This window comes from Geodermatophilus sp. SYSU D00779 (genome assembly GCF_054050595.1).
This window is the reverse complement of record NZ_JBJGZQ010000029.1, coordinates 23,882-42,804: the sequence shown is the minus strand read 5'-3', so window position 1 is coordinate 42,804 and position 18,923 is coordinate 23,882. Positions and strand designations below refer to the sequence as shown.

The window sequence follows — 18,923 nt, the reverse complement described above, 5'->3', positions numbered from 1 at the left end:
AGATCCCGCGATGCCCCCGCAGACCCCCGCGCCGCACGACCAGCAGTCCCCCACGGGTCAGACACCGGCGCAGCAGGTCCCCGACCAGCCCGACCACACCGCTCGCATCGACACCGAGGGCCTGTCCGACGAGACCCGCCCAGTCCCGCGCGACCGCGGGCCCGTCGGCCCCGAGGTGCCCGGCCCGGTGACCGCGGCCCAGACGTCCGCTCCGCCGGCGACCGGCGCGGAGGACGACACGGGCACGCCGGCCGTCGAGGACGGCGAGACCCAGGACATCCGCTTCGCTCCCGGCGAGGCTCCCGCCGAGCTACCGCCACCCTCCGCGGACGCCGACCAGCACACCGGCGTCCTGCCCCCGGTGACCGACGGCCCGGACGACGTCCCCGACGGCACCCGCGCCACGGGCGACGTCCCCGACGGCACACGGGCCACGGGCGGCGGCTCCGGCGGCTCCGACGGCGATGGCCCCGACGGCACGCCGCGGACCCCCCGTCCGTGGTGGCGCCGGCCGGCCGTCGTGACGCCGGTCGCCGCCGCCGGTGTCCTGGCCGCCGCCTACGGGGTCGACCTGCTGGTCTCCGGCGACGACGTCCCGCGCAACACCGTCGTGGCCGGCGTCGACCTCGGCGGCCTGTCTCCCGCGGCGGCCACCGAACGCCTGCAGACCGAGCTCGCGCCGCGCGTGGTCGCCGACCACGTGGTGCTGGCCGACGACGTGGAGGGCACCCTCTCCCCCGCCACCGCCGGGATCACCCTCGACGTCGAGGGCACCGTCGAGCGGGCCGGCGGGCAGCCGCTCAACCCGTGGACCCGCCTGGTGAGCCTCGTCGACGAGCGCGAGGTCGCGCCCGTCATCACCGGCGAGGAGACCGCGCTGGCCGCCCAGATCGACGTCATCGCGGAGCAGGTCGACCGCGCCCCGGTGGACGCGACGATCGCCATCGAGGGCACGAGCGCGAGCGTCGTCGAGCCCGTGCCCGGCCGCACCCTCGACCGGGAGGGCGCCGCGGAGGCCGTCACCGCCGCGCTGGCCTCGGGCGGCGACCCCAGCACCCCGATCGAGCTGCCCGTCGACGTGACCGAGGTGTCCGTGGACACCGCCGCGGCCCAGCGGGTGCTCGACGAGACCGTCACCCCCGGCCTGGCCGCGCCGGTCACGGTGACCAGCCAGGACGGCGCCACCACCGTCGAGGTGCCCGAGACCGCGATCGCCGCCTCGCTGACCTTCACACCCCAGGAGGACGGCGAGCTCACGGTCGCGGTCGACCCGACCGCCCTGCAGGAGGCGATGGGCGACGACTTCGCCGAGTTCGGCACGCCCGCCGAGGACGCTCGCTTCGAGCTCTCCGACGGCAGCGTCTCGATCGTCCCGTCGGTCGACGGCGTCGGCATCGACCCGGCGGCGCTCGCGACGGACCTGCAGGAGGTCCTGCCGCAGCCGGCGCCGCGCACGGTCACCGCCGACCTGGGTCCGGTGCCGGCGGAGTTCAGCACCGCCGACGCGGAGGCGCTGGGCATCCGCGAGGAGATCAGCACCTTCACCACGAACTTCACCAGCGCGGCCAGCGGCACGAACATCCGGGTGGCCGCCGCCGAGCTCGACGGTGCGCTGGTCCGGCCCGGGGAGACCTTCAGCCTGAACGGCCACACCGGCCCACGCACCACCGCGCAGGGGTACGTCGAGGCCGGCGTCATCCAGAACGGCGCGTTCGCCACCGCTGTCGGCGGCGGCGTCAGCCAGGTCGCCACGACGATGTTCAACGCCGTCTTCTTCGCCGGCCTCGAGGACGTCTACCACAAGCCGCACAGCTTCTACATCAGCCGCTACCCGGCCGGCCGGGAGGCGACGGTCTACTACGACTCCATCGACCTCAAGTGGCGCAACGACAGCGACACCGGCGTCTACGTCGACACCCAGTGGACGCCGAACTCGTTGACGGTCACCTTCTACGGGACCAAGCGCTACGACGTCGAGTCGATCAGCAGCGATCGCTACAACCTCCGCGAGCCGGTCGTGCAGGAGAAGCCGGACGACGGCAGCTGCAAGCCGCAGGCCGGCTCGACCGGCTTCGACATCACCGTCACCCGGGTGCTGCGCGACCCGGCCAGCGGGGCGGAGGTCGAGCGCGAGGACTTCCGCACCCGGTACGCCGCCGAGCCGCGGATCACCTGCGTGCCGGTCGCCGCACCCGCGCCGCCGGCGCCGGACGGCGCCGTCCCGGCCCCGGCACCCGCACCGGGCGGCTGAAGAAGGACCCCCCGCCCCCGCCTCTCGCGGCGGGATCCTGCAGGCGGGCCGGTCGGCGCGCTGACCGGCGTGCACACTGGGATGGTGCGCACCGTCCTGCCCGGGGGCCGACCGGCCGGCGCCGGACACCCCGAGGACGGTGCCGGCGACGACGACCGGCCGGCGGGCGCCACCGCCGTCCGCCTGGAGACCCCGCCGGCGCGGGGACGGCTGGACGGCTGGCCCGCGCTGCTGCGGGTGCCGCTGCAGGTGCTCGGGCGCACGGTCGCCAAGGCCTGGCACGACCGCATCCTCGGGCTCTCCGCCGAGGCGGCGTTCTGGCAGATCCTCTCGGTGCCGCCGCTGCTGATCGGGTTGCTCGGCACGCTGGGCTACCTCGGCACGTTCATCGGCGAGGCCCCGGTGGCCCAGATCGAGGCGGAACTGGTGCGGGCCTCCACCGAGGTGCTGACGCCGGACGTCGTCGAGGGGCTGGTGCAGCCGACGCTCGACGACATCCTCGGCTCGGGGCGGCTGGACCTGGTGAGCGTCGGCTTCCTGCTGTCGCTGTGGGCCGGCTCCTCGGCGACGGCGACGTTCATGAACACCGTCGTCATCGCCTACGACCAGCGCGACGTGCGCGGCCCGATCCGCACCCGGCTGAAGGCGCTGTGGCTGTTCGTCGTCGGCCTGCTGCTGGCGGTGCTCACGCTCCCGCTGCTGGTGCTCGGCCGGGGGGTGCTGGTCTCGCTGCTGCCGGCCGACTGGCGGGGCACCGCGACGGTGCTGGTGAACGCCGTCTACTGGCCGGTGGTGCTCATCGGCCTGCTCCTGGCGCTGACGAGCTTCTACCACGTGGTGCTGCCGCGGCGGCTGCCCTGGCACCGGCACCTGCCGGGGACCGTGCTGGCCGTCGGCTTCTTCGTCGTCGCGGCGCTGGCCACCCGCGCCTACGTGGCCGACATCCTCACCACGACGCTGCCCTACGGAGCGCTGGCCACCCCGATCGCCGTCCTGCTGTTCTGCTTCTTCTTCGGGATGTCGGTGCTGCTGGGCGCCGAGCTCAACGCGACGATCCAGTCCCGCTGGCCGGCACCGCTGCGCCGGCACCAGCGCCGCAGCCAGGCGCGGCGAGCGGCCAAGCTCGAGCGCGCCCGCGAGCTGCAGCACTGAGCTCATCGCCGGCCTCCCGGCCGACACCGCGGCCGGGTGCCGTCCCCCGGCCCGGGACGCTCCCCGCGACGATCACGGAGGCGCGGTGGCGACACACCGGATCCGGACGGCGCGTCGCCACCCGGCCTCCATGATCATCGCGGGCAGCGGGTCCCGGGCCCCGCTGGCCTCCCTGCAGGGTCCCGCCGCCGGCCCCGTCCCGAGGCCCGCCCCGAGCTCGCGAGGGGTGCGGAGGACGGGGTCCTTCCATGGCGGGGGGCAGGGGTCCTCCCTCAGTCCTTGCGGAGCTGCTCGTAGATCTCCTTGCAGGCCGGGCACACCGGGCTGCCCGGCTTCGGGCTCTTGGTCACCGGGAAGACCTCGCCGCACAGGGCCTCGACCATCGTGCCCATGACCGCGCTCTCGGCGATCTTGTTCTTGCGGACGTAGTGGAAGACCTCGTTGGCGTTGCCGGTGTCGCCCTCGCGGACGTCGGGCTTCTCGAGGAGGTCGGTGCTGCTCACGCGGTGCTCCCTCGGGTCGGGGACGGGTCCGGGAGGCGCTTCCTGGGCGTGGCTCCCCTGCCCCCCATGATGGCAGGGTGCAGCTGCCCTCCTCCGGCGCGCCCGCCGCGCCGAGGTCCCCCGCGCCCGTGCTCTCCCCCGAGGTCGCCGGGGCGCTGGCCGCGGGCCAGCCGGTCGTGGCGCTGGAGAGCACCCTGCTCGCCCACGGCCTGCCCCGGCCGGACAACCGGGCCGCGGCCGACGAGGTGGAGGCGGCCGTGCGGGCCGGCGGGGCGGTGCCGGCCACCATCGCCGTCCTGGACGGCGCGCCGCACGTCGGCCTGACCGCCGACGAGCTCGACCGGGTCTGCGCCGATCCCGACCTGGCCAAGCTCGCCGTCCGGGACCTGCCCGTGGCCCTGGCGCTGGGCCGCAGCGGGGCGACGACGGTCTCGAGCACCGCCCTGCTGGCGGCCGCCGCGGGCATCGGCGTCTTCGCGACCGGGGGCCTCGGCGGCGTGCACCGCGAGGCGGCGGACACCTTCGACGAGTCCGCGGACCTCACCACGCTGTCGCGCACGCCGGTGCTCGTGGTCTGCGCCGGGGTGAAGTCCATCCTCGACGTCCCGGCGACGCTCGAGCGGCTGGAGTCGCTGTCGGTCACCGTCGTCGGCTACCGGACGACGACCTTCCCCGGGTTCTACGTCGCCGACTCCGGCTCGACGGTGGACTGGGCGGTGTCCTCGCCGGAGGAGGCCGCGGCCGTGCTCGCCGCCCGGCGCGGCCTGGCCCCCGGCGGCGTGGTGGTCGCCAACCCGCTGCCGGACGACGAGCAGCTCGACCCCGCGCTGCACGACCGGGTGATCGCCGACGCCCTGGCCGCGGCGGCGGGGGCGGGGGTGCGCGGCAAGGCGGTGACGCCGTTCGTGCTCGACCACCTGCACCGGGCCAGCGAGGGCGCCACCCTGGCGGTCAACGTGCGGCTGGTGCTGCGCAACGCGGAGCTGGCCGGCCGGATCGCCGCCGCCCTGGCCGGCGTCTCCCGCTGACCGTGCCGGACGTCGTGGTCGTCGGCGACCTGGCCACCGACGTCGTCGTGCTGCTCGACGGCGACCCCGCGCCCGGCTCCGACCGGCCGGCGTCGATCAGCAGCCACGGCGGGGGTGCCGGGGCGAACGTCGCCGTCCACCTCGCCCGGCTGGGCACGCCGGTCACCTTCGCCGGGTGCGCGGGGGACGACGCCGCCGGGACCGCCCTGGTCGCCGAGCTGGCCGCCGCCGGGGTGACGCCGGCCGTCCGCGTCGTCCCGGGCACGGCCACCGGCACGATCGTCAGCCTGGTCGAGCCGGGCGGGCAGCGCAGCATGCTGGCCGACCGCGGCGCCAACCTCGCGCTCGCGCCGGACGACGTCCCCACGCCGCGTCGGCACCTGCACCTGTCCGGCTACACCCTCTTCGCGCCCGGTCCGCGCGCCGCGGGACTGGCCGCGCTGACCGCCGCCCGCGCGGCCGGCTGCACGGTGTCGATCGACCCGGCGTCCACCGGGCCGCTGGCCGCCTACGGCGTCGAGCGCTGGCTGGCCGACACCGCGGCGGCCACACTGGTGCTGCCCAACGCCGACGAGGCGCGGCTGCTCACCGGCTGCGCCGACCCGGCGGCCGCCGCGCAGGCTCTGGTGACCCGCCACCCGGTCGCCGTCGTGACGCTGGGCGCCGAGGGGGCGCTGTGGGCTGCCGGTGACCGGCTGGTGCACCGCCCGGCGCACCCGGCGACGGTGGTCGACACGACCGGCGCCGGCGACGCGTTCACCGCCGGGCTGCTGTCGGTCTGGCTGGCCGCCCCGGACGGCGAACCCGGAGCCGCGCTGGAGGCCGGCCTGGCGCGGGCCGCGGCCGTGGTGGCCCGACCCGGTGCCCGTTGAGGCCCCCTGCAGGGACCCGCCGCGAGCCTGCGAGCGGTGGGGGGCAGCAGGTCCTTCTTCAGTGCTCGATGACCCGGCCCGGGCGCGCGGGGTTCTCCAGGATGCGGTCCGGACGCGGCGGGGTGTAGCGGTTCACGTCGAGCTTCTTCTTCGGCGGCCGGTCGTTGGCCATCATGACCGCGATCCACGGCAACACGGTGCCGAGTGCGGCGAAGATGATCGCCAGCCACAGCGTCTGGTAGAAGACCGCCGCCAGCACCAGGCTCACCCCGCGGACGGCCATGGTGATCACGTAGCGCTTCTTCCGGGCGGCGTGTTGCTCGGCCAGGCTCGGTGCTGCCTCGGTGATGAGCACCGGCTCCGGCCGGCGGGATCGCGCGGGCTGCTGGCTCGAGGCCACGGGCTTCCTCCCCTCCGCCGTCCTCGCAGGACGACGGATCCCCTCCACGGGCTGCGGCGCCCGACGTCCCGACGGCGTCCGGGTCCCCGCACAGCCCGGGGTCTGCCGCCCATCGTGCCACCGGATCGCGCACGATGCAGGCGCCCCGGCACCCCGTCTCAGGAGGTCACGGCCGCCTTCGCCGCGCGCTTGGCCTCCTGCTTGAACGCCCGCACCTCGGCCAGCGACTCGGGCCCGGTGATGTCCGCGACCGACCGCCGGGAGCCCTCCTGGCCGTAGTCGCCGGCGGCCTCCCGCCAGCCCGGCGGGGTCACGCCGTACTGCTTGCCGAGCAGCGCGACGAAGATCCTCGCCTTCTGCGCGCCGAAGCCGGGCAGCTGGCCGATCCTCTCCAGCAGGGTCGCGCCGTCGGGGACGTCCGCCCACAGCGCCTCGGCGCGGCCGTCGTAGTGCTCGACCAGCAGCCGGCAGAGCGCCTGGGTGCGGGCGGCCATCGACCCCGGGTAGCGGTGGACCGCCGGTGGCCCCTGGAACCAGGCGGTCACCTGCTCTGGGTCGGCGTCGGCGAGGTCGGCTGCCGAGAGGGTGTCGACGCCCATGCGGTCGGCCAGAAGCCGGGGCCCGGCGAAGGCGCGTTCCATGGGGAACTGCTGGTCGAACAGCATCCCGAGCAGGAGGGCCAGCGGGTCCCGGCCCAGCAGCTCGTCGGCGGCGGCGTCCTGGGTGATGCGGAGGGTCGGCACACGGGAGATGGTGCCGTAGGGCGACCCCATCGCCATCGTCCGCCGGCGGGGCTGCCCCTCGACGGGCGTCGCGCCCTCCCGGCCGAACCTCTGGTCGGAGGTCCTGTCGCGGATCGGCCAGGAGCCACCCTCCGACATCGGAGCACCGCCGAGGAGGTGGTGCACCCGTCTCGGCGCGACTGCCCACCCCTGTCCTGCGGGTGCAACCGATGAGCAGGATCAGACGCGGGCCTCCAGCACGATGTTGAAGGGGGTCTCCGCCGCGCGCCGGACCGAGCCGAACCCGGCGTCGTGCAGGAGTTCGGTCAACCTCGCCTGACCCGCCTGCGCGCCGAGGGCGGTCCGGGGTTCCGCCGACATGGAGTGCGCCACGCAGAGGACCGTCGAGGCCCCGTAGTAGAGCCGTCCCACCGGGTTGAGGTTGTCCTCGACCCGGTCACCGGCCATCGGCTCCACGAGGAGGAGGGTCCCGTCATCCTTCAGCACCTCGCGGACGTGCCTGGCTGCGCCCAGCGGGTCGGACATGTCGTGGAGTGCGTCGAAGATCGCCACCAGGTCGTAGTCCGTGCCGGGGAAGTCCGAGGCGGATGCGACTTCGAAGGAGACCCGATCAGCGAGCCCGGCCTCGACCGACCGCTTGCGCGCGACGTCCACCGACGCCGGGTGGTAGTCGAAGCCGACGATCTGCGAGGCGGGGAAGGCGTTGGCCAGCAGCAGGGTCGAGGACCCGTGTCCGCATCCGAGATCGGCCACCCGGGCCCCGGCCCTCAGCTTGGCCTCGACGCCGTCGAGAGCGGGGATCCACGACGAGACGAGGTTCATCGCGTACCCCGGGCGGAAGAACCGCTCGACGCCCTCGAACAGCGCAGGGTCGTGTTCGTGCCACGGGAAGCCGCCCCCGGTGCGGGCTGCCTCGGTGATCCGTTCGATGTTCTTGGCGACCGCGACCGGACAGTGGAACGCGGAGGCCGCCTGCATCCCGGCCGTGTCCGCGAGGAGGAACGCCTGCTCTTCGGTGAGCGAGTAGCGGCCGTCGGCCGGGTCGTAGGTGACGTAGCCCCCGGCGGCCTGGCCGGCCAGCCACTCGCGCACGTAGCGCTCGGCAACGCCCGCTTGGGCCGCCACCTCCTGGGAGGTGGCCGGCATGGTGCTCTGCAGCGCCCGGTACAGCCCCAGCCGATCACCGAGGACGGCGCTCAGCGCGTGGTAGCTCCCGCCCACGTCGATGACGAAGCGGCCGAGGAGCTCGTTGAGCTTGTTCTCGTCGAGGGTCATGGCAGAACCTCCTTGTGGATCCACGAGGCCTGCAGGGCCTGGTGGAGGACTGTCGCCGCCCGGGCCCTGCGGGGGCGCGGGCACCCGCGCGAGGTGGGGAAGAGATCCCTGTTCTCGAGTTGCAGCAGCGTGGCGAGGCTGCCCCGTCGGGCACTGGAGACGGTCACGCCGGCTGCGGAGGGGGTCAAGAGGCGAAAGCAACCGATCGGGGGGCCGCGCGCCGAGGACGCCGTTCGCTCATCGGAGGTGTGCGGTGTTCCTGGCGCCCCGGGTGCTCGCCCTCGCCGAGCGGGTCCGGGCGGCCAGCCCCGCGGCCGACCGGGTCGTGCTCCGCCAGCAGGACGTCACGGCTCTCGACGACGTCGGGGCCCAGCAGTCGCTGGTGGACGCGGGACTCTCCTCGGTCACCGTGCGACCCCGTTCGGCAGCACCGGCCATCACCGTGGGCCGCAAGCCGTCCTGCCCCAGTCCGCTGTCCAGCGGCTGGTCATGGGCTGACGGCGGGGATCAGGGGGGCGGCGAACGGCAGGTGCACGACGCCCCGCGCCGGGTCCGCCGTACCGGGGACGAGGCCCGGTGCGCCCACGACGGCAGCGAGCGCCAGCGGGACCATCTGCGTGGCGCCGAGTCCCCACCCGTCCGGGTGCGTCGCGGTCCGGCTGCGCGTTCACGTGCCGGTGTCGCCCAGCCAGTGGGCCAGCTTGCCGCTCCGGTGCACGGCGAGGATGCGGCGTTCGGTGTCGTGGCGCAGGTCGGGCTGGGTGAACACGAGCAGGACGTCGCCGGTGCGCAGCCGGGTGTGGGGAGCCACCGCGGAGGTGGACCCGTCGCGCGAGAGCAGGCCGGGGGTCGCGCCCTCGGGCAGGCGGAGCTCGCTCATGTAGACGCCGTGCAGGCGGGAGCCGGGCAGGACCCGGACCTGCAGGAGGTCGGTGCCCAGCTCGTGCAGGGACGAGGTGCCGACGTCCATGTCCAGCGGCACGCCGTTGGACCTGCCCGCCGGCTCGGAGCCCCCGGGCACGAGCCGGCGCGGGATCCCGCGGGCCAGCCGCGGGGAGGAGTAGACCGCGATGGGGCCGAGGACGGCGAGGACGAGGACGTAGCCGGCGGCGAAGGAGCCGAGCCGGGGGTCCAGCCCGGCGGCCAGCGCCAGCGAGGCGAGGACCAGCGAGAACTCACCGCGGGTCAGCACGGTCAGGCCGATGTTGGCCGCTCCGAGGCGGCCGAGGCCGTGCAGGCGGGCGGCGACGATGCCGGCGACCACGGCGAGCACGACCGTCGTCCCGGCGGCGGCGAGGATCTGCGGGAGCACGGCGAGGACGTCCCCGACGTCGATGGTCAGGCCGAAGTGGAAGAAGAAGATCGCGCCGAAGCCGTCCCGCAGCGGGTGGGTCAGCTGCCGCAGCCGGCGGGCCGTGGGCGTGGAGGCCAGGATCAGCCCGATCATGAACGCGCCGATGGCGTCCGAGACGCCCAGGTGCTCACCGGCGCCGGCGGTGGTGATCGCCAGCCCCAGGGCCAGGACGACGACGATCTCCTCGTCCTTCGTCTTCATGAGGGCACTGACCCACCGGGTGCCGTGCCGCGCCACCACGGACAGCGCCAGCAGGAACGCGAAGGCGATGCCGATGCCGGTCACGGCCTCGGCCACGCCGGAGGCGCCGCCCAGCACCGGTTGCAGCAGGGCCAGGTAGAGGGCGAGGAAGAGGTCCTCGATGACGATGATCCCGAGGATGACGCGGGTCTCGGGGTTCCCCAGCCGCCGGGTCTCCACCAGCAGCTTGGTGACGATGGCGGAGGAGGAGATGCCGACGATGCCGGCGATCACGAACGCCTCCGACGTCCCCCAGCCCAGCGCGAAGCCGAGCGCCAGCCCGCCGCCGATGTTCAGGCACAGGTAGACCCCGGCGGCTGCCGCGAGCCGCCGTCCGCCGGAGGTGAGCTGGGCGAGGGAGAACTCCAGGCCCAGGTAGAACAGCAGGAACACCAGGCCGAGCCGGGCGACCAGTTCCAGGTCCGCCGGTCGGCTGACCAGGACGAAGCCGGGGGTGTGCGGCCCCAGCAGCACGCCGGCGAGCATGAACAGCGGGATGGTCGGCAGCCCGATGGGCACGCCGGCCCGGGCGACCAGGCCGCAGACGAGGAACGCGCCACCGAGCGCGATGAGTGCCTCAGCGACGTGGTGCACCCGGCCTCCCCTGGACGTCCTCCTCCGCCTGCCGATCGCCGGCTCGCACGATCCTCGGGGCCGGTGGGCGGGGGCGGAATCCGTGGCAGCACCCATTCCCGGGTGGCCGCGGGAGGGGATGGGTGCTGGACCCCATCTTCGTGATCGGCACTTGGCCGGCGGGCTCCCGTGCCCGAGGCTCGACAGCGTCGATCACGTGCAACGGCGGGTGGGGGCCAGCGCATGGCGCAGGAGGCAGGGCTGAGGACAGGACGCGGGCTGCCGCTGTTCTGGCGTGTCTGCCTGGTCAACGGCGCCGTCTTCGCCGTGGGCACCGCAGTGCTGGCGGCGTCCCCGGCGACCGTCTCGACGCCGGTGCTGGCCCGTGAGGCGCTGGTGCTCGCCGTCGGCCTGACCGTGATGCTGGCGGCCAACGGGTTGTTGCTCCGCGGGATGCTGGGGCCACTGGACCGGCTGCGGCACCTGATGGAGGACGTCGACCTGCTCCGCCCCGGCCAGCGCCTCCGGGAGCAGGGCAGCGGACCGGCCGCCGACCTCGTCGGCAGCTTCAACGCCATGCTGGAACGGCTCGAGGCCGAGCGTGCCGCCTCCAGCGGACAGGCCCTGGCCGCTCAGGAAGCCGAGCGCCGGCGGGTCGCCCAGGAGCTGCACGACGAGGTCGGGCAGAGCCTGACAGCGGTCCTGCTCGGCCTGCGCCGGGTGGCCGACCGGGCGCCGGCGGAGCTGCAGCAGGACGTGCTGCTCGTGCAGGAGTCCGCGCGGGCGAGCCTCGACGAGGTCCGGCAGGTGGCCCGACGGCTGCGGCCCGGCGTGCTCGACGACCTGGGCCTGGTCAGCGCCCTGACGTCGCTGGTGACCGAGCACGCCCAGCTCACCGGCGCGGAGGTCTGCCGACGGCTCTCCCCCGACCTCCCGTCGCTCGGCCCCGACGCCGAGCTGGTCGTCTACCGGGTCGCGCAGGAGGCGCTGACCAACGTCGCCCGGCACGCCGACGCCGGGCGGGTGTGCGTCGACCTCGCACCGACCTTCGCCGGCGATGCGGTGCAGCTGCGGGTCGTCGACGACGGCCGTGGCCTCGGCGACAGCCGTGAGGGTGCGGGGATCCGCGGCATGCGGGAGCGGGCCATGCTCGTCGCCGCCACGCTCACCGTCGGGCCCCACCCCGAGGGCGGCACCGAGCTGCGGCTGCTGGTCCCGACGCCCCGCCCGGGGGACGGCCGGTGACCGCCTCCGCGCCCACCCGGATCCTGCTCGCCGACGACCACGCCCTCGTCCGCCGCGGCGTCCGGCTGATCCTGGACAGCGAGCCGGACCTGACCGTCGTCGCGGAGGCCGGCGACGGCGCGGAGGCGCTGGCGCTGGCCCGCGTGCACGCCATCGACCTCGCCGTCCTCGACGTCGCCATGCCCCGGCTCACCGGCCTGCAGGCCGCCCGGGAGCTGTCCCGGCGATCTCCGGCCACGCGCATCCTGCTGCTGTCGATGTACGACAACGACCAGTACTTCTTCGAGGCCCTCCGCGCCGGCGCCTCCGGGTACGTGCTCAAGTCGGTCGCCGACCGGGACCTCGTCGAGGCCTGCCGCGCGGTCGTGCGCGAAGAACCGTTCATCTACCCCGATGCGCTGACCGCCCTCATGCGCGAGTACCTCCAGCGCGCCGCTCGCGGTGAACGCCTGCCCGGCAGCGTCCTGTCGGCCCGCGAGGAGGAGGTGGTCAAGCTGATCGCCGAGGGCCGGTCCTCGCAGGAGATCGCGGACCTGCTGGTGATCAGCGTCAAGACCGTCGAGCGGCACCGGGCCAACATCCTGGCCAAGTTGGAACTGCGGGACCGCACCCAGCTGACCCGGTACGCGATCCGCGCGGGCCTGATCGAGCCCTGAGCGCGGCTCGGCGGCCGTGTCGCGGGCACACCTGTCGCCTCCCGGGTCGGCGCCGTGACCCGCGTCGCCGGCCGGAACGGCGACCGTCCCTGCCGCGTTCAGCCGAGGGGCCTCCCGGCCCACCACGACACCTCCACCGAAGAGAGCCATGAGCCCGTATCACAGTCCCCAGGCCGCGTACCCCGTCTCCGGTGAGGGGGGGCGTGGCCGGTGACCGACGTGCTCTCTCTCCTGCTGGGTGTGGCGGTGGTCGGCGGGATCACCGTGCTCACCGGGTACTTCGTGGCGCAGGAGTTCGCCTACATGGCGGTCGACCGCTCCACGCTGGGTGCCCGCGCCGAGGCCGGGGACGCCGCCGCCAAGCGCGCCCTGGGCGTCACCCGGCGCACCTCGTTCATGCTCTCCGGTGCCCAGTTGGGCATCACCGTCACCGGACTGCTGGTGGGGTACGTCGCGGAACCCCTGATCGGGGAGTCCCTCGGCGCGCTGCTCGGCGGCGTCGGCATCCCGACCGCGGTCGGCGTCGGCATCGGCGCGGTGCTGGCGCTGCTGTTCTCCACGCTCGTGCAGATGCTCTTCGGCGAGCTGTTCCCGAAGAACCTGGCCATCGCCCGGCCGGAGCCGGTCGCCCGCTGGCTGGCCACCTCCACCGTCGGCTACCTCAAGGTGTTCGGCTGGCTGATCTGGGTGTTCGACCAGGCGTCGAACCTGCTGCTGCGCGCCCTGAGGATCGAGCCGGTGCACGACGTCGAGCACGCGGCCACCGCCCGCGATCTGGAGCACATCGTGGAGGAGTCGCGGGAGAGCGGCGACCTGCCCGCGGAGCTGTCGATGCTGGTCGACCGCATCCTCGACTTCCCCGACCGCGACGTCGAACACGCGATGATCCCCCGCCCCCGGGTCGGCACCGTCAGCGACGCCGACACCCTGGGCCAGCTGCGTGAGCTGATGGCCTCCGGGCACTCCCGGTACCCGGTGCTCGACGTCACCACCGGGGACGTGGCCGGGGTGGTGCACCTGGCCGACCTGTTGACCACCACCGAGCCCGACTCCGCACCGGTGACCGCCATCGCGCGGGAGTGCCTGGTCGTGTCCACGTTCACCTCGCTGCCCGACGCGCTGCGCCAGCTCGCCGAGACGAGGAACCAGATGGCCTGCGTCATCGACGAGTACGGCGGGTTCGCCGGCGTCATCACCCTCGAGGACCTCGCCGAGGAGCTGGTCGGGGAGATCACCGACGAGCACGACGCCGACGTCGACCCCGGGTACGTGCCGGTCGAGGGCGACGGCGTGTGGGAGATGGCCGGCGACGTGCACGTCGACGAGGTCGAGCGCGCCCTGGGTGTCGACCTGCCACGTGGGCACTACGAGACGATCGCCGGCCTGGTCATGGCCGCCGCCGGCACTCTGCCCGAGCCCGGCGCCACGCTCACCGTCGAGCTGCCGCCCGACCCCGGTGACCTGGTCCACGACGACGCCCCCGCTGTCCGGCACCTGGCCGTCGCAGTCCTCGCCGTGGAACGGCACGTCCCCTCTCGGGTGCGCCTGGAGCTGCCCGACCGCACCGCCCCGGGCGCCGACCCAGACACTGCCACCGGTGCCGCCACCGACCCCACCGGCCGCACGGCCGCGACCGCCGAGGAGCACACCCGATGAGCGACAACCCCGTGGTGGTGCTCGCCGCGACGGTCGTCATCGTCGCGCTGTCCGCGTTCTTCGTGGCGGTGGAGTTCGCCGCGCTGGCCGCCAAGCGGCACCGGCTGGAGGAAGCCGCACCGACCAGCCGCTCGGCGCGGGCGGCGCTGCGGAACTCCTCGGAGCTGACGCTGCTGCTGGCCGGCTCGCAGCTGGGCATCACGGCGGCGACCCTGGCCCTCGGTGCCATCAGCAAGCCGGCCGTGCACCACTGGCTCACCCCGCTGTTCGAGACCTGGGGGCTGCCGCTGGTCGCCGCCGACGTCGCCGGCTTCGTCCTCGCGCTGCTGATCGTGACCCTCATCCACCTGGTGGTCGGCGAGATGGCCCCGAAGTCGTGGGCCATCGCGCACCCGGAGCGCTCGGCGACCCTGCTCGCCGGGCCGATGCGGGCGTTCATGGCGGTGTTCCGTCCGGTGCTGCGGCTGCTGAACACCGCGGCCAACCGGCTGGTCCGTCGCGTGGGAGTGGAGCCGGCCGACGAGGTCGCCGTCGGCCACAGCCCAGACGCGCTGCGCCACCTGGTGGAGCACTCGGCCAACGTCGGCGCGCTCGACGCGCGGTTCTCCGCGCAGATCTCCGGCGCTCTGGAGCTGGAGCGGATGACCGTCCGCGAGCTGGTCACGCCGGACGCGCCGCTGGTCGCCGTAGCCGCCGACGCCGGCGTCGGCGCCGTGCGCGAGGCCACCCGGCGCACCGGGCACCTGCGCATCCTGCTCGGGACCCGGGCGCGGCTGACCGGTGTGGTGCACGTCCGCGACACCCTCACCGCGCCCGAGGAGGCGTCCGCGGCCGGGTTCGCCCGGCCGGTGTTCACCCTGGACGTCGACACCACCGTGCACGCCGCGCTCAAGGCGATGCGGGAGACCCGCAACCACCTGGCAGTCGTCACCGACAGCGGTGCGGTCCTGGGCGTCATCACGCTGTCGGACGTGCTGCGCCGCCTGTTCCCGCAGCCGACCACAGCCGCCGCCTGACGACCGGACCCCACCAGTGCGTGCGGCCGGGCCCGGCAGCAGGGTCGCGGGGGGTGCGGAGGCCCCGCTCGCCGGGGCTCGAGCAGGCGGGCGAGCGCACCGACGAGGCCGGCGACGAGATCGACCATCCCGGCACCCGCCCACCGGCCACGCCGGGCGGCCCGGCGCACGTCCGTGACGCTGCGGGCCCGGACGGACGTGCCACGCCACCGGTGCGGTGGCCCGCAGCATGCTGCCCGTCCCAGTGGGTAGCAGGGCCGGCATGAGCAGCGAGGACAAGATCAGCAACAAGATCGACGAGCTGGCCGGCAAGGGGAAGGAGGCCGTCGGCCGCGCAACCGACGACCCGGACCTGGTCGCCGAGGGCAAGGCCGACCAGGCCAGGAGCAACCTCAAGCAGGCCGGCGAGAAGATCAAGGACGCCTTCAGGTAGTCCACCGACCCCGGCAGCCCGGCGCCACCGCACCTCCGAGCCCGCTCCTCATCAGGCAGCCTGCGACTGCTGGGACGTCGTGCAGGCCGGGTACCGGGACCTCACCGCGACGCCGGGGAGCTGCCCCGCGGCCCGAGCCGGGTGGGTGCGTCAGCGGCGACGGGTCTCCGGGAACAGCAGGTCGACGAAGCGGGCGGCGGTCGGCTGGGGCTCGTGGTTGGCCAGCCCCGGCCGCTCGTTGGCCTCGACGAAGACGTGCTCGGGCCCGTCGAGGTCGGGGACGAGGAAGTCCAGGCCGGTCACCGGGATGCCGATGGCGCGGCTGGCCCGGACGGCGGCCGCTGCGATCTCGGGGTGCAGCCGAGCGGTGACGTCCTCGATGGTGCCGCCCGTGTGCAGGTTCGCCGTCCGGCGCACGCGGATCCGCGCACCGGCCGGCGGGACGTCGTCCATCGCCCAGCCCGCCTCGGCGACGACGGCGGCCGTCGTGTCGTCCAGCGGGATCCGCGACTCCCCGCCGGTGGCGCGCTCCCGGCGCCGGCTGGTCCGGCGGATCAGGGTCGTGACGTCGGAGACGCCGTCGCCGACCACGGTGGCCGGCCGGCGCACGGCGGCGGCGACCACCTCGGAGTCGATGACGACCACCCGCAGGTCCTCCCCCGGCACCAGTTCCTCGACCAGCACGTCCGGGCAGTGCTGCCGCGCCAGCGCGACCGCCGACCGCAGGCCCGCCTCGTCCCGCACCCCGACGGTGATGCCCTTGCCCTGTTCCCCGCGCGCCGGCTTCACCACCACCTCGCCGAACCGCTCGAGCAGGGCCAGGGCCGGTCCGAGGTCGTCGCCGACCACCTCGGCGCCGACGGGGACGCGGACGCCGGCACCCGCCATGATCCGGCGGGTGACCCGCTTGTCGTCGCAGCGGCTCATGGCCACGGCCGTGGTGAGCTCGGAGAGGGACTCGCGGGTCAGCACGCTGCGCGCGCCGAGGCTGAACCGCATCTCCCCGTGGGCGGCGTCGGTGACCTCGACCCGGATGCCCCGGCGCAGCGCCTCGTCGGCGAGGATCCGGGCGTAGACGTTGAGCCGGTCGAGCCCGGCCGGGCCGGGGACGAACAGCGGCGCGTTCACCGCGTTGCGGCGCTTCACCACCAGCGCGGGCACCTGGCGGAAGCCGAGCTTGCGGTAGAGCGCGATCGCGGGGGCGTTGTCGTGCAGCACCGAGAGGTCGAGGTAGTTGCGCCCCCGGGCGAGGTAGCGCTCGGTGAGCACGCGCACCAGCGCCTCCCCCGTCCCCGGCGGGGCCTCGCCCGGGTCGACGGCCAGGCACCACAGGCTGCTGCCGCCCTCGGGGTCGCCGAACGCGCGGACGTGGTCGACGCCCGTGACCGTGCCGACGACCCGTCCGGTGCGCCGGTCCTCCGCCACGAGGTACCGGACCGTGCGGGTGGAGTGGTTGTGCCACACGGTGTCCGGGTCCCCGGAGACCATGCCGGTGCGCGTGATGATGCGCTCCATCGCGGCGACGTCGTCCGGACAGGTCACCGTGCGCACGAAGACGTTCTCGACCAGCTCCCGTCGCGGCCGGTACCGGTGCAGGTCCAGCCGGAAGGTGAGCGAGGGGTCCAGGAACAGCTCGGTGGGCGCCAGGCCCAGGAGCACCTGGGGATCGCGCGGGTAGATGCAGATGTCGCGGCGGCCCTCGGCCTCCCCGCGCAGCGCCTCCACCAGCCGCTGCGGGTCGGCGAAGGTCTGGCCGAACACGAGGCGACCCCAGCCGAGGTCCAGGACGGCCTCGGTGTCCATGCCGCGCAGCTGGTGCTCCGACGGCGGGTGCCAGGGGGTGCCGGTGATCGTCGGGACGGCGCTCAGCGGCCGCCGCCGGACGTCAGGCCTCGCGACCACGGGACACCTCCCCGCCGTGCCGTGGCCCTCGTGGGCCGGATGTCGGACGAGGCGTACTGGTCCACACGATGTGCTGCCACCCGATGTCGTGCCCGGCCCGTGGGCAGGGTGTTCCACCCCGGCCGAGTCGGGAGACCATGCCCGCCCTGACGCGGACGAAACGCACCCGTAACAAACGCCGGCGCCGATGGTCAGTGCGCGACCGCAGCCACGGGGACCAGCCGGGCCGGCCCCGCGGGCACGTACGACGCCCCGGCCCGGAGGAGCTCGTAGACCCCCTGGCCGGCCACCGCCCAGCGACCGGCCGCCGGTTCCCCGCGCAACCAGGTGGCGGCGACCGTCAGCAGCTGCAGGCCACCGGACGCCTCGAGGTTGAGGTGCACGGGCAGCGGCACCTGGCGCAGCAGCCCGGCCGGGTGGTCGGTGAGCAGGGTGTCGGCCAGCCCGGCCACGCCGAAGGCGGCCAACAGCGCGCGCGTTCGCGGCCCCCAGCGCCGGGTCCGCGGCACGGTGAGCAGGGCTGCGGTGCTGAGCAGGTCGAGCGCGGCGTGCGCCCGCGCCGGCAGGGGCCGGCGCGGGGCCAAGGGGTCGTCGGGCTCCGACCGCGGGACGACGACCCGGTCGCCGGCGGTGTCCGGGTCGTCCAACTCCTTCGCGAGGAACGCGTCCACCAGCCGGGCGGACACGTCGGGTGCCGAGTAGTGGGCGTTGTGCGCGGCACCCTCGATCGCGACCAGCCGCCCGTCGGGCAGCAGCCGGGTGACCTGCTCGGCCCACTCCTGGGACAGCGCCCGGTCGTGCCGCCCCCGCACGACCAGGGTGGGCGCCACGACGTCGGGCAGCCGCAGCTCGACCGGGTCGTCCGCACTGCGGACCAGCTGCTGCACCATCCGCGCCATGCCCGTGGACAGGTACTCCACCTGGAACAACGGCTGCAGCGTGGGCACCTCGAAGACCATGTTCCGCAGCACCTGCGCGTACTGCTGCCACGGGCGGCGGTAGCGGGGGTCGGGGGTGGGTCCGGACAGCACCAGCCGGTCCACCCGGTCCGGATGGTGGGCGGCCAGCTCGACGGCGACCTGCGAGCCGATCGAGTTGCCGAAGAAGCTGGCCCGGGCGATGCCGCAGGCGTCCAGCCAAGCCAGCAGGTGCTCGGTCTGCGTTGCCACGTCGGGTCCTCCCGGCCGGCGCAGCCGCGGGTCGCGCGGTGACCGGCCGAAGCCGGGCAGGTCCGGCGCGACCACGTCGTGGCCGAGTGCCGCCAGGCGGCGCCCCAGCGGGACGAGGTACCTGCTGGACAGGCCCAGCCCGTGCAGCAGGACGAGGGGCACCCGGTCCCTGCTCTCCTCGGGGCGCCACGTCCGGGTGTGGACCCGGACGCCCAGGGCGGGCACGTCGGTCCAGACCCGCCGTGGGGTGGGGCCGGGCGGGCGGAGGGAGGGCAGGGTGGGCACGGTGCCTCCGGAGGGTGGGGGACGTCCCCGGCTGCTCGAGGCCCCGGCCCCCTACCCATCGACCGAGGGGTGCACCACATCTGCCCCCTCCCGGGTTGGGACGCCGGATCTCGGGGCATGAGCCGGAGGCGGGCACGGGTGAACAGCCACCCCGGACCGCTCCCTCCTCC

16 protein-coding genes are annotated in these 18,923 nt (G+C 74.8%); 9 read left to right on the top strand and 7 right to left on the bottom strand.

The genetic code is table 11. The annotated features are described in order from the left end of the window. Positions 1 to 10: 10 nt before the first annotated feature. Together ACI79G_RS20550 and ACI79G_RS20545 are read left to right on the top strand one after the other, a co-directional pair. Positions 11 to 2,251, top strand: coding sequence for a VanW family protein (locus tag ACI79G_RS20550; protein ID WP_456882919.1), 2,241 nt, complete (start codon positions 11 to 13; stop codon positions 2,249 to 2,251). Between the two features lie 84 nt (positions 2,252 to 2,335). Beyond that, positions 2,336 to 3,403 (top strand): YihY/virulence factor BrkB family protein, encoded by a 1,068-nt coding sequence (locus tag ACI79G_RS20545; protein WP_456882918.1) that lies wholly within the window; start codon positions 2,336 to 2,338, stop codon positions 3,401 to 3,403. Positions 3,404 to 3,675: 272 nt separating this feature from the next. Here the strand turns inward: ACI79G_RS20545 and ACI79G_RS20540 are convergent, their stop codons facing one another. Next, positions 3,676 to 3,906 (bottom strand): DUF3039 domain-containing protein, encoded by a 231-nt coding sequence (locus ACI79G_RS20540; protein ID WP_091216861.1) that lies wholly within the window; start codon positions 3,904 to 3,906, stop codon positions 3,676 to 3,678. A gap of 77 nt (positions 3,907 to 3,983) precedes the next feature. On the opposite strand from ACI79G_RS20540, the gene ACI79G_RS20535 reads away from it, so the two are divergent. Next, complete coding sequence (locus ACI79G_RS20535) at positions 3,984 to 4,934, top strand: pseudouridine-5'-phosphate glycosidase (protein WP_456882917.1); 951 nt, start codon at positions 3,984 to 3,986, stop codon at positions 4,932 to 4,934. A 2-nt stretch (positions 4,935 to 4,936) separates the two neighbouring features. After that, positions 4,937 to 5,806, top strand: coding sequence for a carbohydrate kinase family protein (locus ACI79G_RS20530; RefSeq protein WP_456882916.1), 870 nt, complete (start codon positions 4,937 to 4,939; stop codon positions 5,804 to 5,806). A 58-nt stretch (positions 5,807 to 5,864) separates the two neighbouring features. Here the strand turns inward: ACI79G_RS20530 and ACI79G_RS20525 are convergent, their stop codons facing one another. The 4 genes from ACI79G_RS20525 to ACI79G_RS20510 all read right to left on the bottom strand — a co-directional run bounded on the left by ACI79G_RS20525 (position 5,865) and on the right by ACI79G_RS20510 (position 10,412). Beyond that, positions 5,865 to 6,206: a DUF3099 domain-containing protein gene (locus ACI79G_RS20525; RefSeq protein ID WP_091216855.1), complete on the bottom strand. Its 342-nt coding sequence runs from the start codon at positions 6,204 to 6,206 to the stop codon at positions 5,865 to 5,867. 158 nt (positions 6,207 to 6,364) lie between these two features. Beyond that, entirely contained in the window at positions 6,365 to 6,949 is a 585-nt protein-coding gene (locus ACI79G_RS20520) for an HhH-GPD-type base excision DNA repair protein (RefSeq protein ID WP_456882915.1), read from the bottom strand. Between the two features lie 219 nt (positions 6,950 to 7,168). Next, entirely contained in the window at positions 7,169 to 8,224 is a 1,056-nt protein-coding gene (locus ACI79G_RS20515; protein ID WP_456882914.1) for a class I SAM-dependent methyltransferase, read from the bottom strand. A 667-nt stretch (positions 8,225 to 8,891) separates the two neighbouring features. Then, positions 8,892 to 10,412, bottom strand: coding sequence for a cation:proton antiporter domain-containing protein (locus tag ACI79G_RS20510; protein ID WP_456882913.1), 1,521 nt, complete (start codon positions 10,410 to 10,412; stop codon positions 8,892 to 8,894). A gap of 222 nt (positions 10,413 to 10,634) precedes the next feature. Between ACI79G_RS20510 and ACI79G_RS20505 the strand changes: the two genes are divergently transcribed. The 5 genes from ACI79G_RS20505 (at position 10,635) to ACI79G_RS20485 (ending at position 15,397) form a co-directional block, all read left to right on the top strand. Beyond that, positions 10,635 to 11,636, top strand: coding sequence for a histidine kinase (locus tag ACI79G_RS20505; RefSeq protein WP_456882912.1), 1,002 nt, complete (start codon positions 10,635 to 10,637; stop codon positions 11,634 to 11,636). Beyond that, positions 11,633 to 12,292 (top strand): response regulator, encoded by a 660-nt coding sequence (locus tag ACI79G_RS20500; protein ID WP_456882911.1) that lies wholly within the window; start codon positions 11,633 to 11,635, stop codon positions 12,290 to 12,292. Before ACI79G_RS20505 ends, ACI79G_RS20500 begins: the two co-directional genes overlap by 4 nt. 210 nt (positions 12,293 to 12,502) lie before the next feature. After that, positions 12,503 to 13,948 carry a hemolysin family protein gene (locus ACI79G_RS20495; protein WP_456882910.1) on the top strand — a complete coding sequence of 482 codons (1,446 nt, stop codon included), beginning with the start codon at positions 12,503 to 12,505 and terminating at the stop codon, positions 13,946 to 13,948. Then, entirely contained in the window at positions 13,945 to 14,964 is a 1,020-nt protein-coding gene (locus tag ACI79G_RS20490; RefSeq protein ID WP_456882909.1) for a hemolysin family protein, read from the top strand. The genes ACI79G_RS20495 and ACI79G_RS20490 overlap by 4 nt, the downstream gene beginning before the upstream one ends. Positions 14,965 to 15,226: 262 nt before the next feature. Beyond that, entirely contained in the window at positions 15,227 to 15,397 is a 171-nt protein-coding gene (locus ACI79G_RS20485; protein ID WP_456882908.1) for a CsbD family protein, read from the top strand. Between the two features lie 150 nt (positions 15,398 to 15,547). Here ACI79G_RS20485 and ngg read toward each other — a convergent pair whose 3' ends face one another. Both ngg and ACI79G_RS20475 read right to left on the bottom strand, forming a co-directional pair. Beyond that, positions 15,548 to 17,299: an N-acetylglutaminylglutamine synthetase gene (gene ngg, locus ACI79G_RS20480; RefSeq protein WP_456882907.1), complete on the bottom strand. Its 1,752-nt coding sequence runs from the start codon at positions 17,297 to 17,299 to the stop codon at positions 15,548 to 15,550. A 191-nt stretch (positions 17,300 to 17,490) separates the two neighbouring features. After that, positions 17,491 to 18,753 carry an alpha/beta fold hydrolase gene (locus ACI79G_RS20475; RefSeq protein WP_456882906.1) on the bottom strand — a complete coding sequence of 421 codons (1,263 nt, stop codon included), beginning with the start codon at positions 18,751 to 18,753 and terminating at the stop codon, positions 17,491 to 17,493. Between the last annotated feature and the right edge of the window lie 170 nt (positions 18,754 to 18,923).